This is a genomic window from Achromobacter spanius (assembly GCF_002812705.1).
GTDB lineage: Bacteria > Pseudomonadota > Gammaproteobacteria > Burkholderiales > Burkholderiaceae_B > Achromobacter > Achromobacter spanius.
In genome coordinates this window covers 3,021,533-3,036,145 of record NZ_CP025030.1, presented here as the reverse complement: position 1 = coordinate 3,036,145, position 14,613 = coordinate 3,021,533, and the positions used below count along the sequence as shown (strand labels likewise).

The following is a 14,613-nucleotide window of genomic DNA, read 5'->3' as shown; positions in this document are numbered from 1 at the left end:
CTTTACTTTTGGCCGGACATCAGGGCGATGAACTTGTCGAACAGTTCAAGGATGTCGTGCGGACCCGGGCTGGCTTCGGGGTGACCCTGGAAGCAGAAGGCCGGGCGGTCGGTGAGCTCGAAGCCCTGCAGCGTGCCGTCAAACAGCGACACGTGCGTGACGCGCGCATTGGCCGGCAGGCTGGCCGCATCGACCGCGAAGCCGTGGTTCTGGCTGGTGATGAACACGCGCTTGGACTGCAAGTCTTGCACGGGGTGGTTCGCGCCGTGATGGCCCGTCTTCATCTTGAGCGTCTTGCCGCCCACGGCCAGGCCCATGATCTGATGGCCCAGGCAGATGCCGAAGACCGGCAGCTTCTTGTCCAGGAACGTGCGCGTGGCGTCGATGGCGTAGTCGCAGGGCTCGGGGTCGCCGGGGCCGTTGGACAGGAACACGCCGTCGGGATTGAGCTTCAGGACGTCTTCGGCGCTGGTTTGCGCCGGCACCACGGTCAGGCGGCAACCGCGATCAGCCAACAGGCGCAGGATGTTCGTCTTGATGCCGAAGTCGTAAGCGACGACGTGGAACTTGGATTGGTCGGGCTTGGAGAAGCCTTCGCCCAATTGCCAGGTGCCTTCGGTCCATTCGGTGCTGGCTTTCTGCGACACGACCTTGGCCAGGTCCTGGCCGGCCATGCCGGCAAAGCCCTGCGCCATTTCAACGGCGCGTTCGGCGTCGGTGCCGACGAAGATGCAGGCGCCCTGGGCGCCTTTTTCACGCAGGATGCGCGTGAGCTTGCGGGTGTCGATGCCGGAGATGGCAACGATGCCCTGCGCGGCCAGATAGTCGGGCAGGGATTGCGTGGAACGGAAGTTCGACACGCGGGCGGGACAGTCGCGGACCACGAGTCCGGCGGCATAGACGCGATTGGCTTCCACGTCTTCGGCGTTGACGCCGGTGTTGCCAATGTGCGGATAGGTCAGCGTAACGATCTGACCGCTATAGCTGGGATCGGTGAGAATTTCCTGGTACCCGGTCATCGCGGTGTTGAACACCACTTCGGCAACGGTAGCCCCAGGCGCACCGATCGACACGCCTCGAAAAATGGTACCGTCCGCCAGAGCCAGAATTGCAGGAGGGAAGCGGTTGATCCCCTCGGGAAAAAGTTGCGGCAGCACAGTAAACCCCGGTTTTAGAATCGATAATCAAACCTTCGGATTATACCTTGACCGGGCAAATTCCCCGGCGAACCGCGCCAAATAAGGCCGGAATCGCTGATTGGCCCCTGCGCGACCTCCGGCTTGTGGGCGACGGCGAGACACCAAAGGCAGTGATACGCTAGGGAATCTTCAACCCTTGCCGTTGTGAGCCGCACCTTGTCCATGCCCAGCCAACTTGACGCCTTGCGCAACCACACCACCGTTGTCGCCGACACCGGCGATTTCGAAGCCATGAAGGCGTTGCGCCCCACCGACGCCACCACCAACCCGTCCCTTATTCTTAAAGCCGTTCAGCAGGATGCCTACCGCCCCCTGCTGGAACAAACCGTGCGCGATCACCCGGGTGCGTCCGCGCCTGAACTGGTCGACCGCCTGCTGGTGGCCTTTGGCCGCGCCATCCTGAACATCGTGCCGGGCCGCGTGTCCACCGAAGTGGATGCCCGCCTGTCGTTCGACACCCGCGCCACCATCGAGCGCGCGCGCGGCCTGATCGCCCTGTACGAAGCCGCCGGCGTGCCGCGCGAGCGCGTGCTGATCAAGATCGCGTCCACCTGGGAAGGCATCCAGGCCGCCCGCGCCCTGCAAGCCGAAGGCGTGCGCTGCAACCTGACGCTGCTGTTTTCACTGCCCCAGGCCGTCGCCTGCGCCGACGCGCGTGTGCAGCTGATTTCGCCTTTTGTTGGCCGCATCTACGACTGGCACAAGAAAAGCGCCGGCGCCGCGTGGGTGGAAGCCGACAACGCCGGGCCGCAAGATCCCGGCGTGCTGTCGGTGACGCGCATCTACCGGTATTACAAGCAACACGACATTTCTACCGAAATCATGGGCGCCAGCTTCCGCAACGTGGGCCAGATCCTGGCGCTGTCGGGCTGCGATCTGCTGACCATCAGCCCGGACTTGCTCAATCAGTTGGCCGGCACGCAAGGCGATGCACCGGCGCAATTGCGCGCCGACGACACGGGCCCCGCCATTGATCGTATCGACGCGGACGAAGTCAGCTTCCGCACGCTGCTCAACGACGACGCGATGGCCAGCGAAAAACTGTCCGAAGGCATCCGCCTGTTCGTCGCCGACGCGGTGAAGCTGGATGCATTGATCGCCGCTCAGCGCCGCTGATCCTACCGCTTTCAGCTAAAAAACAAGCGTGCCCAAACTTTGGGCACGCTACTTGCTGACACGCCTGATGGCCTGCCTGTTTGGCGGTGAACTTGGCGGTGAACTTAGCGGTGAACTTAGCGGTGGTCGTGCGAATGCACCTGCAACGCTTCCAGAAACCGCGACACCATGTTGTAGGCCGCGACCGTCGCGGTCAGTTCGACGATGAGCTTTTCCGAGCCCATAGCCGCGCGGGCCGCCTGAAACACCGGTTCCGGCACCTGGACGTTGCGCGTCATGGCGTCGGTGTAGGCCAGTACGGCTTTCTCGCGCTCGTCGAACAGCGTTGAGTTCTCCCAATCGCCCAGGGCATCCAACTGGGCTTGCGACACACCTTCTTTAAGCGCGATCGGCGCATGCTGATCGGCTTCGTAGGGCGCGCCGTTTAGCGCGGCGACGCGCATGATGACCAGTTCGCGCACGTCGCCGGGCAAGGTACTGAGTTGCCGAATGGACGTCAGGTAGTTCAACCAGCCTCCGGCCACAGCGGGGCTATGCAGCAGCATTTGGTACAGATGAAGCACGCTGCCCCGTTCGGCAACGATGCGGTCCACCAGGGGACGTGCTTCGGGATGAGACAGATCGGCGTAGGGAAGACGGGCCATGGGCGCTCCAGAGAGTTGAAGGGGCTGCAAATGCATACATTCGAACAATATATTTGACATAATGACAGCTCATTGCGCGTCCCAGGTACCCCACCCACAATGAATGCGCCAACCCAATCCCCCACGCCAGTCACGCTCGCCAACTGCGACAGCGAACCGATACATATACCGGGCGCTATCCAGCCGTTGGGAGCGTTGCTGGCGTTCGACGCGGATGGCGTGCTGCAATTTGCCAGCGAAAATGCGCCTGCCGTGCTGGGGGTGTCGCTAACCTTGGGCGAGTGCTGCCTGCCAGGCGCGCTGCCCGCCAGCCTGGCCGAGTATCTGACGGTGTGGCTGGACAAGTCCGATCCCGTTTTCGACCCCTTCGCGCTTGCGTTGAACGACGCTACGTACGACGTGATCGGCCACCGCAATAGCGACGGCCTCACGATTATCGAACTGGAGCAACGCGTCCAGGTCGGCGAGAGCGTCGCCGACCCCGCACGCATTTACCGCAGCATCGAGCGCGTGCGTCGCGAGCGCGACATCGCCGGCTTGCTCAAGAGCGCCGTGCGCGAGGTGCGCCGCGCCACCGGTTTCGACCGCGTCATGGCCTACCGCTTTCATCCCGACGACAGCGGCGAAATCTTCACGGAAGAACGCCACGAGTCGTTGGAAGACTGGGTGGGCCGCCGCTATCCCGCCGGCGATATCCCCGCGCAAGCGCGCCGCCTGTACACCATGAACACGCTACGCCAGATTGCCGATGCGCGCTACACACCGGTGCGCGTGCTGGGCGCGCCCGCGGCGGCCGCGAAGCCGCTGGACATGAGCTTTTCAGTGTTGCGCAGCGTGTCGCCGATCCACCTGGAATACATGGCCAACATGGGCGTGCAAGCGTCGATGAGCCTGTCGATCGTGATCGGCGACCGGCTATGGGGCATGATTGCCTGCCATCACCATGGGCCGCGCCCCATCCCCTACCCCGCGCGCCTGGCCTGCGAAGCGCTGGCGCAGGTGCTGTCCGCCGCGTTGGCCAATATCGAAGGGGCTGAACGCGCCGCCCAGGCGCGCCGCAACGCAGTCTTGGTCAGCCAGCTGACCGAACGCGCCTCCGCCTCCGAAAACCTGCATCTGGCCTTGTCGAGCGGGCCCGACACGCCCGCGTCACTGATCGAGAACGACGCCGCGCTGTGCCTGTGGGGCAACAGCGTCACGGTGTTTGGCGGCATCGCGCCGCGCGGCGAGTTGTCGGGCATTCTGTGCGCGCTGGACCAAAGCGGCCAGCGCCTGGTGCATACCGACAACATCGCTCGCGACTACCCCGATCTGCAAACCGATCTGGTCCCGTATGCCGGCCTGCTGGCCTGCAAGTTCGACCCGATGAACAACGGCTGGCTGATCTGGCTGCGCAAAGAGCAGATCGAAACGCTGGTGTGGGGCGGCAAGCCCGAAAAGCAATACGCGGTCGGCAACCAGGGCCCGCGCCTGACGCCGCGCGGCTCTTTTGAGGCCTGGCGCGAAGTGGTGCGCAATACCTGCACCCCGTGGCTGCCCGCCGAACTGGAAGCCGCCGACAATCTGCGCGACGAACTTTCCCACATCGCCACGAGCCGGGCTGCCGACGTCGACCGCGCGCGCACCGCGCTGCTGGCCATGCTGGGCCATGATCTGCGTGACCCATTGCAGTCCATCTCCATGGCCGCCACGCTGCTGTCCAAAACGGATTCCGGCGCGCGCATGGGCGAACGCATCCGTTATTCCAGCGGCCGTATGCAGCGCCTGATTTCACAGGTGCTGGATTTATCGCGTTTACAGGGCGGCATGGGCCTGGGCATCGAAAAGCGGCCGTGCGCCCTGAGCGATCTGGTCAACGGGCTGATCGACGAAAAGCGGCAGGCCTACCCCGGCTTGCGCATCGAACCCGATGTGGAACCCGGCTTGATGCTGATGGCCGACACCGATCGCATCGCCCAGGTTGTGACCAACCTGATGAGCAACGCGCGCCAGCACGGCGCGCCGCGCCAGCCCATCATTGTTCAGGCGCACCAGCGCGGCAACGACATAGAATTGCGCGTCATCAACCATGGCGCGCCCATTGCGCAAGAGGTGCTGACGCATCTTTTTTCGCCTTTCAAACCCGAATCGCTGGGCCAGTCGCGCAACCGCAACGGCCTGGGGCTGGGCCTGTATATCGCCGAACAGGTCGTGCGCGGCCATGACGGCGAGATCTCGGTTGCGTGCCGGGACGGCCTGGTCATTTTTACGGTGAGGCTGCCGCGCGACGTGCGCGACACGCCCGCCCCTTGAACCTTGGAGACACCTTTTGAACGAAGTGCGCGCAGTTCGCGTCCTGCTGGTTGACGACAATGAAATGGGCTCGGAGCTGCTTGCCGAGTTCCTGGCGCTTTCAGGCGTGGAAACGCGCTGCGCCGCCTCAGGCGAAGCCGCCCTCGACATGATTGACGGCTTCAGCCCCGAAGCCGTGCTGGTTGACATCCTGCTGCCTGATATGGACGGCTATGAGTTGGCGTCCCGCTTGCGCTCGCGCGGCGCACCGCCGCGCATCTATGCCCTGAGCGGCCTGGCGCGCCACGAGCGCCGTGACGCGGACGGCATGTTCGACGGCTGGATCGAAAAGCCCGCCGACCCCGACGCGCTGCTGGCCATCTTGCAACAGACTCACTAGGGCCGCCCATGTCTATCGCCAACCCCCTGGACGCCCTTGCCGCGCAAGGTGTGCGGTTCAAAGTGCTGGCCCAGGTGTTCCCGGTGCTGCGCCACGAAGTCGTGGGCCCGCTGTCCAACGCAACGCTGGCCGCCGCGATGCTGCGCCAAACCCCGGACGGCGCCGATGCCGACGCCTTGCAGCAGCGCTGCCATCGCCTGGCGGGCGACCTGACCGGCATGCTGGAAGACAGCGTCACCATCGTGCGCGAACTGGACCAATGGCTGCTGGACAGCGACGCCACCACGTCCGTCGAAGCCCTGCTGCGCGAGTGCCGCAAGCTGATGTTTTCGCATCTGCTGCTGTCGCGTCACAGCATCACCTGGCCCGAAGACGCGGCCGACATCCAGGTGCCGCAATTCACCTCGCGGTATCTGCTGCTGGCCTGGCTGCTGAGCCTGCTGTCCGTCCTGCCGGCGGACGCCGCGTTGACGCTGGATTGTTCGCAGCCCGATGCCTGGCATGTGCTTTTTCCGAACAGCTTGGCGTCGACGGCGCCGTCCGAGCAGCCCGCCTTTGCCCCCGAGGAAGTGGAACTGCTGGCGGCGGTATCCGGCTGGCGCCTGGAGCGCCAAGCACAGTGCTGGTCGTTGCACCTGCCTGTTGCCACCCAAGAGCAATAAGCAACCGCCATGATTTCGCCCGTACACCAGTGGCTTCGCGACGGCACGCGCGACAGGCACGAGGCGCTGGACCAGGGCCTGGCCCTGACCAGCGGCGACATGGACCGCGCCGGGTATTTGAATTATCTGCGCGCGTTGCTGGGCTGGCTGGAACCCTTGGAACAGCGCCTGTGGCGACTGGACTGGCCCCACAGCCTGCAAGCCTCCGCGCGCGCCGGTAAAAGCGAATGGATCCGTGCCGACCTGGCCGCCGCTGGTGACGCGGCACCGGTGTCGTACTGCGCTGACGCGCCCCGTATCGAGGCGGCCGACGCTTATGCGTTGGGGGTTGCGTACGTGGTGGAAGGGTCGCAACTGGGTGGACGCTTTCTGGCCAGGCAACTGGCCGATGCCACGCCCGCGCTGCCGCTGCGCTATCTGCGCGGCTATGGCGAGGCGCTAGGGCCGATGTGGAAGACGTTTCTACAGTTTCTGGACAGCGAGGCCGGCGCCCAAGGGCGCGAGGACCACGCTTTGCAAGGCGCGCGTGACGCCTTCGACAGCCTGACGGCCTGGCTGCACAGCCGGCACGCGCTGCGAACCTGATCGGCTCGCGGCGCGGCCGCGCTGCTTGATTACAGCTTTTCGGTTTCGCCCGATTTGGGCTGCCACTTCATCAAGCGCTTTTCACCCACGCCGACGATGTAGTCCAGCACCAGCGCAAACGCGGTCAGCACCACGATGCCCGCGAACACGGTGTTCACGTCGAACGTGCCTTCCGCCTGAAGGATCAAGTAGCCCACGCCGCTTGCCGAGCCCAGGTATTCCCCCACCACCGCGCCCACGAAGGCCAGGCCCACGGAAGTATGCAGGCTGGAAAACACCCAGCTGGTGGCCGACGGCAGGTAGACGTGACGCAGCAACTGACGCTTGCGCGCGCCCAGCATGCGGGCGTTGTCGAGCAGGGTTGGGCTGACTTCGCGCACGCCCTGGTAGACGTTGAAGAACACGATGAAGAACACCAGCGTGACCGCCAGCGCCACCTTCGACCAGATCCCCAAGCCGAACCACATGCCGAAAATAGGCGCCAGAATGACGCGCGGCATCGAGTTGGCGGCCTTGATGTAGGGGTCGAGGATTGCGCTTGCGCGCGGCGACAAGCCCAGCCACAAGCCAAAGCCCAAGCCCGCGATGGTGCCGATGAAAAAGGCCAGCACGGTTTCGGTCAGCGTCACCCCCAGGTGCGTGTAGATGTCCGCATTGGTGACGAACCAGGCCCAGATACGGCCCCAGACCTTCAAGGGCTCGCCGAAGAAGAACGCAATCTTGGGATCGCGCGACGCAAAATGCCAGACGCCCAGGATGACGACCAGCAGCAGCAGTTGCCAGAAGCGCAAGCTGGCGGAACCGGATTTCAGTGACTTCGACATACCTCAGGCTCGCTTCTGTTGGGCATAGCCCTTGAGCACTTCTTCGCGCAGCACCGCCCAGATGGCCGAGTGCAGTTCGACAAAGCGCGGATGGGCGCGTACCTCGGCCACGTCGCGCGGACGCGGCAGGTCAATGGCGAATTCCCCGATGGGGTGCGTGCCGGGACCGGCCGACAGCACGATCACGCGGTCGCTCATCGCGATGGCTTCGTCCAGGTCGTGCGTGATGAACAGCACGGCCTTGCGCTTGGCCATCCACAAGTCCAGGACTTCGTTTTCCATCAACTGGCGCGTCTGGATGTCCAGGGCGGAAAACGGCTCGTCCATCAGGATGATGTCGGGGTCGCGGATCAGCGTCTGGGCAAGCATGGCGCGCTTGCGCATGCCACCCGACATCTGGTGCGGATAGCGGCTTTCGAAGCCGCCCAGCCCCACCCGGCGCATCCACTCCCGCCCGCGCTCCAGCGCTTCGGGGCGTGGCACGCCGGCGAAATCCAGGCCGGCCACCACGTTGTCCAGCGCGCTGCGCCAGGGCAACAGCGCTTCGCCCTGGAACATGTAGCCCGCACGCTCGTTGATGCCGGACAAGGGTTGGCCGAAGACCTTCACCTGCCCGCTCGACGGCGCCAGCAAGCCGGCGCCGACATTGAGCAAGGTGGACTTACCGCAGCCGGTCGGGCCCACCACCGACACGAACTCGCCCGGCGCGATGGCCAGGCTGGTATCGCTGACGGCGGTGTAGCGTTGCGACCGGTCGTCGCGCGAAACAAAGGTGCAACTGATATTTTCCAGCGATAGTGCGGCTTCAACCATTGGCGTATTTCTCGTTGGCGCGGCGAGCGAAGTCGTTGGTCCAGACCTTGGACGGATCAATCTTCGACGCGTTGAACTCCGCCTGGTACGCGGCCAGCGCCTTGAGCGCGGTGGCCGCGCCGTCCTCGGGGATCATGCCGTCGGGCGACAGACCTTCCAGGCTCTTCGCGATGGCGGCCTTGTAGATGGCCGGGTCGCCCAGCAGATACGTTTCCGGCACGACCTTGGCGATTTCATCCGGGCCTGCCTTCTGAATCCACTTGTCGGCGCGCACCATTGCATTGGCCAGCGCCTGGGTGGTGTTCGGATTGGCGTCGATGAACGCTTGGGGCGCGTACAGGCAACCGGCCGGCATGTTGCCGCCGAAGATGTCCTGCGTGTCCTTGAGGGTGCGCGTGTCGACAATGATCTCGATGTCGCCCGGCATCTGCAACATCGACACCACGGGGTCGGTGTTGGAGATGGCGTCGATCTGGCCGCTGCGCAGCGCCGTCACGGCACCCGCGCCGGCGCCCACGCCGATGATGGAAACGTCAGAGGCCTTCAAGCCATGCTTGGCCAGGAAGAAGCTGACCACCATGTTGGTGGACGAACCCGGCGCGGTCACGCCGATCTTCTTGCCCTTGAGGTCAGCGGCGCCTTTGTAGTTGGGCAGGTTCTTCTTGGACACGCCCACACCGATCATCGGTGCGCGGCCTTGCAGCACGAAGGCGCGATAAGCCTGGCCCTTGGACTGCATCGACAGCGTGTGTTCGAAGGCACCCGACACGATGTCGGCGCTGCCACCCACCACGGCTTGCAAGGCCTTGGAGCCGCCCGCGAAGTCGGCGATGCTGACGTCCAGCCCTTCATCCTTGAAGTAGCCGCGAGCTTCCGCGATGGACAGCGGAAGGTAATAAATCAGGGGCTTGCCGCCCACGGCGATCTGGACTTTGGTCTTCTCAAGCTTCTGAGCCCGCACGATGGCGGGGGCCATGCCCATGACGCCGGCGGCGCCAGCCATCTTGAGCAAGTCACGGCGAGTAACTGACATTGGGTTGTCTCCTTAGTTGTCGGGTTTACCGATAGCGCCGGTCTTCGCCAGCTCGTCAATAGCCGCTGAATCATACCCCAGCGCTTTCAGGACTTCCTCGGTATGTTCCCCTAATTTCGGGCCTACCCAGCGCGTCTGGCCAGGGGTTTCCGACAGCTTGGGAACCACTGCGGGAAGCTTCACGGGACTGCCGTCGGCAAGCTGATGTTGTTCGATCATGCGGCGCGCCAGGAACTGCGGATCGCTGAACATATCGGCCACGCTATAGATTTTTCCGACCGGCACATCGGCGCCCTTGAGCGTGCCCAGCGCCTCGTCGATGGTGCGCCCGTTGCACCACTGCTGGATCGCCCCGTCGATTTCTTCCACGCGGCGCGCGCGCCCATCGTTGCGCACCAGGTCGGGGTCTTCGGCCAGGTCGTCGCGGCCGATGGCGCGCATCAGGCGGTGAAAGATGGCGTCGCCATTGCCCGCGATAACGATGTTCTGGCCGTCGCGGGTGGTGTAGGTGTTTGATGGCACGATGCCCGGCAGCGCGCCGCCGGTGCGCTCGCGCACCACGCCGGCCACGTCGTATTCGGGCACCAGGCTCTCCATCATGTTGAAGACGGCTTCGTACAAGGCCACGTCCACCATCTGCCCCTGCCCCGCCTGGCAGGCATCGCCCGTCTTGCCGTTCCACCGCCCGCCCGTGGCGTCGCGGTGGCGCAGCGCCATCATGGCGCCGATCACGCCGTGCAGCGCGGCGATGGAGTCGCCGATGGAAATGCCGACCCGCAGCGGGGGGCGGTCAGGATGGCCCGAGACATAGCGCAGACCACCCATCGATTCGCCGATGGCGCCAAAACCAGGCTGGTCTTTCATGGGGCCCGTCTGGCCGTAGCCCGACAGCCGCACCATGATCAACGCAGGGTTGATGGCGCGCAGTTGCTCAAAGCCCAAGCCCCACTTTTCCAGCACGCCGGGCCGGTAGTTTTCCACCACGACATCGGCGTCCAGCGCCAGCTTGCGGGCAATTTCCTGCGCGCGCGGGTCTTTCAGATTGAGGGCAATGGATTGCTTGTTGCGCGCCTGTACCGTCCACCAGAGCGAATTGCCCTCGTGCAGGTGGCGCCAACTGCGGATGGGGTCGCCACCGCCCGTGCCATCCGGCCCGTGCGGCGTTTCCACCTTGATGACGTCGGCGCCGAATTCGCCGAAGATGCGCGCGGCGAAGGGGCCGGCGATAAGCGTGCCGAGTTCCAGGACTTTCAGTCCGGTCAGCGCTGACATGGTTTGTCTTCCTCACGTTTCGTGCCGAGCCGGTACGTTGCCGGTGGCTGTTTTAACGTTGCGAGCCTTGGGTCAGGTGGTCTTGCGCTCCATCAGCGCCCAGGCGATGGTGCCGGCATCCACGTATTCAAGTTCGCTGCCCGCGGGCACGCCACGCGCCAGGCGCGTAACGCGCAGGCCGCGTTCACCCAGCGCTTCGCCCAGGAAGTGGGCGGTGGTTTCGCCTTCGGCGGTGAAGTTGGTGGCCAGGATGACTTCCTGCACCACCCCATCGGTTGCGCGCTTGATGACGCGATCGAAATCCAGCTCGCGCGGGCCGATGCCCTCAAGCGGCGCCACACGGCCCATCAGCACGTAGTACAGGCCACGGTAGCCGTGGCTGGACTCGATCATGTTCTGGTCGGCCGGGGTTTCCACGATGCACAAGAGCGACGGGTCGCGCTTGGGGTTGGCGCAGGTGCCGCAGACCTCGTCTTCGGAAAAGCTGTTGCAACGGGCGCAATGTTTCAAGTCCCGCACCGCGCCGGCCAACGCCCGCCCCAGCATGTCCGCGCCTTGCGGGTCATGCTGCAACAGGTGATAGGCCATGCGCCGGGCTGATCGAACGCCCACGCCGGGCAGGCGCCGCAGCGCCTCGATCAGGGACACCAGCGGTTCGGGTTCAGGCAGTAAGGGATCCATTGCAGCCCAGGGCAGCCTTGATCAGAACGGCAGCTTCATGCCGGGGGGCAGCGGCATGCCGGCGGTGACGCCCGCCATCTTTTCCTGCGACGTGGTTTCGGCCTTGCGCAGCGCGTCGTTGAACGCGGCAGCAACCAGGTCTTCCAGCATGTCCTTGTCGTCGCCCAGCAGCGACGGGTCGATCACGACGCGCTTGACGTCGTGGCGGCAGGTCATGGTGACCTTGACCAGGCCGCCGCCCGAGGCGCCTTCGACCAGGATCTCGGCCAGCGCGTCTTGCGCCTTCTTCATGTTTTCCTGCATCTGCTGCGCCTGGCGCATCAGGCCGGCCAGTTGTCCTTTCATCATGATGGATGTTCCTTGAACGAGGGGAATAAGAGATGGCCGCCGCGTCAGGCAGCGGCCGGGGGATCAACGTGGCGGATGGAGCCGGCAACGACCTGCCCGCCGAAATCGGCCAACAACGCTTGCACGAAGGGATCGACGGCCACCGCATCTTCGGCGGCCTGCTGGCGCGCGGCGCGTTCGGCTTTGGCAACCGCGTGCGCGGTGTCGTCGCCGGTGATGCCGACTTGCACATCCAGCCGGATGCCCTGGCCGAAATGTTCGCACAAGACGGTTTGCAGACGCACGCGGCTTTCGCTTTCGGCCAGCGTCTTGACGGCCACGCGCAGCACGATGGCATCGCCCTGCACGCCGGCCCATTCGCTTTGCCGCGCCAGTTCCGCCGCCAGGCCCGTGACGGGCAGGCGCGCGGCCAATTCGGGCCAGCCGGCCTGGGTCATGTCAGACATGCGAGCGCGAGAGGCGCGCTTGCGCGACGGCGCGGGGGCTTCACGGCGGGCAGCGGGTGGCGGCGCCACCGACGGCGCGCTGGCCAGCGTTTCAAATTCATCGTCGTCCGGGTTGGACGTGAAACCGCCCTCCGGCACAAAGCCGCCTTCGGCTTCAAAGGGGATTTCTTCGTCGACCCAGGACGGCGGGCCGTCGTTGTCGGCCTCGGCCGGCGCGGTGGCCAGCACGGCCGCCACGGCGGGCGTGACAGCGAGCGCGGCGGAACCTGCGCCCTTGGCGGCGGCGGTGTCGGCGGCGGATGCTGTAGCAGCAGCGGGCGCAACGGCAGCGGCCGCATCGGCGTCAAAGGCAGGCGCGGCGGGGGACAGTTCTGGCGTGGGTTCCGGCGTAGGCGCCAGCGTGGATTCGGGCGGGGGCTCTGGTGCGGGTTCGGGCGCAGGCGGTGGCGCCGCTTGCGCGGTAGTCGTCGTCCCAGCCGGAAGGTCTTCCCACGGCGGCACGCTGTCTGGCGCGGGCGTCGCTGCCGTTGCGGCAGTGGCCGATTGCGGCGCGGGCTGGGGTGCGGCTTGCGGTGCCGGTTGCGGTGCGGCTTGGGGCGCGGCTTGCGGTGCGGCTTGCGGTGCGGCTTGGGCCGTAACTTGTGGCGTCGGCGCGGCGGGTGCGGGAGCCGCCTGGGCAGGTTCGGCAACCGGCGCGGTGGACGCGACCGTTGCCTGCGGCGCAGGTTCGGTCACTGCGGCCGGCGTGGACGCAGCGACGGCTGCGGCGGCGGGCGAAGCGGCAGGTGCAACCTCGGCAGCCGCAACAACCGCTTCCGGCGCGGAAGCCGAGGCCGGTTCCGCCGTCTGGCGGGCCGGAGTGACAGGCGCTTCCAATGCAGTCTGCGGCCCGGCTTCGCCATTGAGCGCCAGCATGCGCAGGCAGGCCATGATGAAGCCCGCGTATTCGTCCGGCGCCAACGTCAGTTCGCTGCGGCTATGCACTGCCACTGAATAGAACAACTGGACGGCGTCGGGATGCAGGCTCAGCGCCAGCCGCGCGATGTCGGCGGCCAGCGGGTCTTCGGCAGGCGTGACGCCCGTGACGCGCTGTTCGATCGCAACGCGCGACAGCAGCACGGCCAGGTCGGCCAGCGCCCCCGCGTACGACAAGCCGCGTATGGCCAGCTCATCCGCCACGGCCAACACGCTCTTGGCGTCGCCCGCCGACAAGGCGTCAAGCAGACGCACCAGATGGCGCTGGTCGATGGTGCCGAGCATGCCGCGCACGGCGTCCTCGGTCATGTTGCCGGCGCTATAGGCAATGGCTTGGTCGGTGAGCGACAGCGCATCGCGCATCGAACCCTGCGCGGCCTGGCCGATCAGGCGCAAGGCCGGCATTTCGAAGGCGACTTCTTCGTGGCCCAGCACCGCTTGCAGGTGCCCGACGATGGAGTCGGCCGGCATCTGCTTCAAATTGAACTGCAGGCAGCGCGACAGCACCGTCACCGGGATCTTTTGCGGATCGGTGGTGGCCAGGATGAATTTGACGTGGGGGGGCGGCTCTTCCAGCGTCTTCAACATGGCGTTGAAGGCGTGGCCGGTCAGCATGTGCACTTCGTCGATCATGTAGACCTTGAAGCGCCCCGCGCCCGGCGAGTACACCGCCTGTTCGAGCAACTGCGTCATTTCCTCGACGCCGCGGTTCGAGGCCGCATCCAGCTCCAGGTAGTCAACAAAGCGCCCGGCGTCGATTTCCGTACAAGCGCGGCAGACGCCGCAAGGCTTGGACGTGATGCCGGTTTCACAGTTGAGCGACTTGGCCAGAATGCGGGACAACGTGGTCTTGCCCACGCCCCGCGTGCCGGTAAACAACCAGGCATGGTGCAGGCGTTGGGTGTCGAGCGCATGAGTCAGCGCGCGGACCACGTGATCCTGTCCCACGAGGGTATCGAACGATCTCGGCCGCCACTTGCGGGCCAGTACCAGATAAGTCATGGCTGGATTGTAGAGCCTGTTTCGCGTGCTGGCTGAAATGCAAAGGGGACGGGCTTATTCCCGTGGAACGAATCCCTGGAAAATAACCCCGTCCCCCTTGAAAGCGAAGGGCCATGAACTGAAATCATGACCCTTTGCTTTGAAGAATCCGGTTGGCGAGCCTTACTCCGGCACTGACCCTAAACGACTATGGCTGCTTCGTTCCCGACCTGACCAGGTTCACCGTCGAACCATGCGGAGGGGCCCGCCAACCGGAATTCTAGCAGAGCTGCGCTTCGCTTGCTTGCAGCCTTCCGGTTGGCGGGCCCCTGTGGGGCGGTATGTTGCCCCCTCCCCGGCCCT

Annotated in this window: 14 protein-coding genes and 1 other RNA gene; 5 read left to right on the top strand and 10 right to left on the bottom strand. The window is 65.2% G+C overall.

The annotated features are described in order from the left end of the window. Positions 1-2: 2 nt before the first annotated feature. Positions 3-1,157, bottom strand: a complete 1,155-nt coding sequence (carA, locus tag CVS48_RS13790; RefSeq protein WP_050449029.1) for a glutamine-hydrolyzing carbamoyl-phosphate synthase small subunit — start codon at positions 1,155-1,157, stop codon at positions 3-5. Positions 1,158-1,361: 204 nt separating this feature from the next. Here carA and tal point away from each other — a divergent pair, with 204 nt between their 5' ends. Further along, positions 1,362-2,315 (top strand): transaldolase, encoded by a 954-nt coding sequence (gene tal / locus CVS48_RS13785; protein ID WP_100857651.1) that lies wholly within the window; start codon positions 1,362-1,364, stop codon positions 2,313-2,315. Between the two features lie 116 nt (positions 2,316-2,431). Here the strand turns inward: tal and CVS48_RS13780 are convergent, their stop codons facing one another. Continuing rightward, positions 2,432-2,959 (bottom strand): carboxymuconolactone decarboxylase family protein, encoded by a 528-nt coding sequence (locus tag CVS48_RS13780; protein ID WP_100854943.1) that lies wholly within the window; start codon positions 2,957-2,959, stop codon positions 2,432-2,434. A 99-nt stretch (positions 2,960-3,058) separates the two neighbouring features. On the opposite strand from CVS48_RS13780, the gene CVS48_RS13775 reads away from it, so the two are divergent. The 4 genes from CVS48_RS13775 to CVS48_RS13760 are packed head-to-tail and all read left to right on the top strand — an operon-like array spanning position 3,059 to position 6,877. After that, the gene (locus tag CVS48_RS13775) at positions 3,059-5,251 is read left to right on the top strand and encodes an ATP-binding protein (protein ID WP_100854942.1); all 2,193 of its coding nucleotides are present in this window, start codon (positions 3,059-3,061) and stop codon (positions 5,249-5,251) included. Positions 5,252-5,276: 25 nt separating this feature from the next. Further along, positions 5,277-5,630, top strand: a complete 354-nt coding sequence (locus CVS48_RS13770) for a response regulator (protein WP_242001389.1) — start codon at positions 5,277-5,279, stop codon at positions 5,628-5,630. Positions 5,631-5,638: 8 nt separating this feature from the next. Continuing rightward, positions 5,639-6,292, top strand: coding sequence for a hypothetical protein (locus CVS48_RS13765; protein ID WP_100854940.1), 654 nt, complete (start codon positions 5,639-5,641; stop codon positions 6,290-6,292). Between the two features lie 9 nt (positions 6,293-6,301). Further along, the gene (locus tag CVS48_RS13760) at positions 6,302-6,877 is read left to right on the top strand and encodes a biliverdin-producing heme oxygenase (protein ID WP_100854939.1); all 576 of its coding nucleotides are present in this window, start codon (positions 6,302-6,304) and stop codon (positions 6,875-6,877) included. Positions 6,878-6,906: 29 nt separating this feature from the next. Here the strand turns inward: CVS48_RS13760 and CVS48_RS13755 are convergent, their stop codons facing one another. The 8 genes from CVS48_RS13755 to ffs all read right to left on the bottom strand — a co-directional run bounded on the left by CVS48_RS13755 (position 6,907) and on the right by ffs (position 14,520). After that, positions 6,907-7,701, bottom strand: coding sequence for an ABC transporter permease (locus tag CVS48_RS13755; RefSeq protein WP_100854938.1), 795 nt, complete (start codon positions 7,699-7,701; stop codon positions 6,907-6,909). A gap of 3 nt (positions 7,702-7,704) precedes the next feature. Then, entirely contained in the window at positions 7,705-8,514 is an 810-nt protein-coding gene (locus tag CVS48_RS13750; RefSeq protein WP_100854937.1) for an ABC transporter ATP-binding protein, read from the bottom strand. Beyond that, positions 8,507-9,547, bottom strand: coding sequence for an ABC transporter substrate-binding protein (locus CVS48_RS13745; protein ID WP_100854936.1), 1,041 nt, complete (start codon positions 9,545-9,547; stop codon positions 8,507-8,509). Before CVS48_RS13745 ends, CVS48_RS13750 begins: the two co-directional genes overlap by 8 nt. Before the next feature lie 12 nt (positions 9,548-9,559). Beyond that, complete coding sequence (locus tag CVS48_RS13740) at positions 9,560-10,819, bottom strand: CaiB/BaiF CoA transferase family protein (protein WP_100854935.1); 1,260 nt, start codon at positions 10,817-10,819, stop codon at positions 9,560-9,562. Between the two features lie 72 nt (positions 10,820-10,891). Beyond that, on the bottom strand, positions 10,892-11,500 hold the full coding sequence (gene recR / locus CVS48_RS13735) for a recombination mediator RecR (protein ID WP_050449018.1): 609 nt from the start codon (positions 11,498-11,500) through the stop codon (positions 10,892-10,894). A 21-nt stretch (positions 11,501-11,521) separates the two neighbouring features. Next, positions 11,522-11,848: a YbaB/EbfC family nucleoid-associated protein gene (locus tag CVS48_RS13730; protein WP_006221090.1), complete on the bottom strand. Its 327-nt coding sequence runs from the start codon at positions 11,846-11,848 to the stop codon at positions 11,522-11,524. 44 nt (positions 11,849-11,892) lie between these two features. Then, positions 11,893-14,271, bottom strand: coding sequence for a DNA polymerase III subunit gamma/tau (gene dnaX, locus CVS48_RS13725; protein WP_100854934.1), 2,379 nt, complete (start codon positions 14,269-14,271; stop codon positions 11,893-11,895). A gap of 151 nt (positions 14,272-14,422) precedes the next feature. Continuing rightward, positions 14,423-14,520: signal recognition particle sRNA small type (gene ffs, locus CVS48_RS13720), an RNA gene on the bottom strand. Positions 14,521-14,613: the final 93 nt, after the last annotated feature.

Excerpts from the sequence above, each read along its gene's own strand:
- tal (WP_100857651.1), top strand. The coding sequence starts at position 1,362 with ATGCCCAGCCAACTTGACGCCTTGCGCAACCACACCACCGTTGTCGCC.
- CVS48_RS13780 (WP_100854943.1), bottom strand. The coding sequence starts at position 2,959 with ATGGCCCGTCTTCCCTACGCCGATCTGTCTCATCCCGAAGCACGTCCC.
- CVS48_RS13775 (WP_100854942.1), top strand. The coding sequence starts at position 3,059 with ATGAATGCGCCAACCCAATCCCCCACGCCAGTCACGCTCGCCAACTGC.
- CVS48_RS13765 (WP_100854940.1), top strand. The coding sequence starts at position 5,639 with ATGTCTATCGCCAACCCCCTGGACGCCCTTGCCGCGCAAGGTGTGCGG.
- CVS48_RS13760 (WP_100854939.1), top strand. The coding sequence starts at position 6,302 with ATGATTTCGCCCGTACACCAGTGGCTTCGCGACGGCACGCGCGACAGG.
- CVS48_RS13755 (WP_100854938.1), bottom strand. The coding sequence starts at position 7,701 with ATGTCGAAGTCACTGAAATCCGGTTCCGCCAGCTTGCGCTTCTGGCAA.
- CVS48_RS13750 (WP_100854937.1), bottom strand. The coding sequence starts at position 8,514 with ATGGTTGAAGCCGCACTATCGCTGGAAAATATCAGTTGCACCTTTGTT.
- CVS48_RS13745 (WP_100854936.1), bottom strand. The coding sequence starts at position 9,547 with ATGTCAGTTACTCGCCGTGACTTGCTCAAGATGGCTGGCGCCGCCGGC.
- CVS48_RS13740 (WP_100854935.1), bottom strand. The coding sequence starts at position 10,819 with ATGTCAGCGCTGACCGGACTGAAAGTCCTGGAACTCGGCACGCTTATC.
- recR (WP_050449018.1), bottom strand. The coding sequence starts at position 11,500 with ATGGATCCCTTACTGCCTGAACCCGAACCGCTGGTGTCCCTGATCGAG.
- CVS48_RS13730 (WP_006221090.1), bottom strand. The coding sequence starts at position 11,848 with ATGATGAAAGGACAACTGGCCGGCCTGATGCGCCAGGCGCAGCAGATG.
- dnaX (WP_100854934.1), bottom strand. The coding sequence starts at position 14,271 with ATGACTTATCTGGTACTGGCCCGCAAGTGGCGGCCGAGATCGTTCGAT.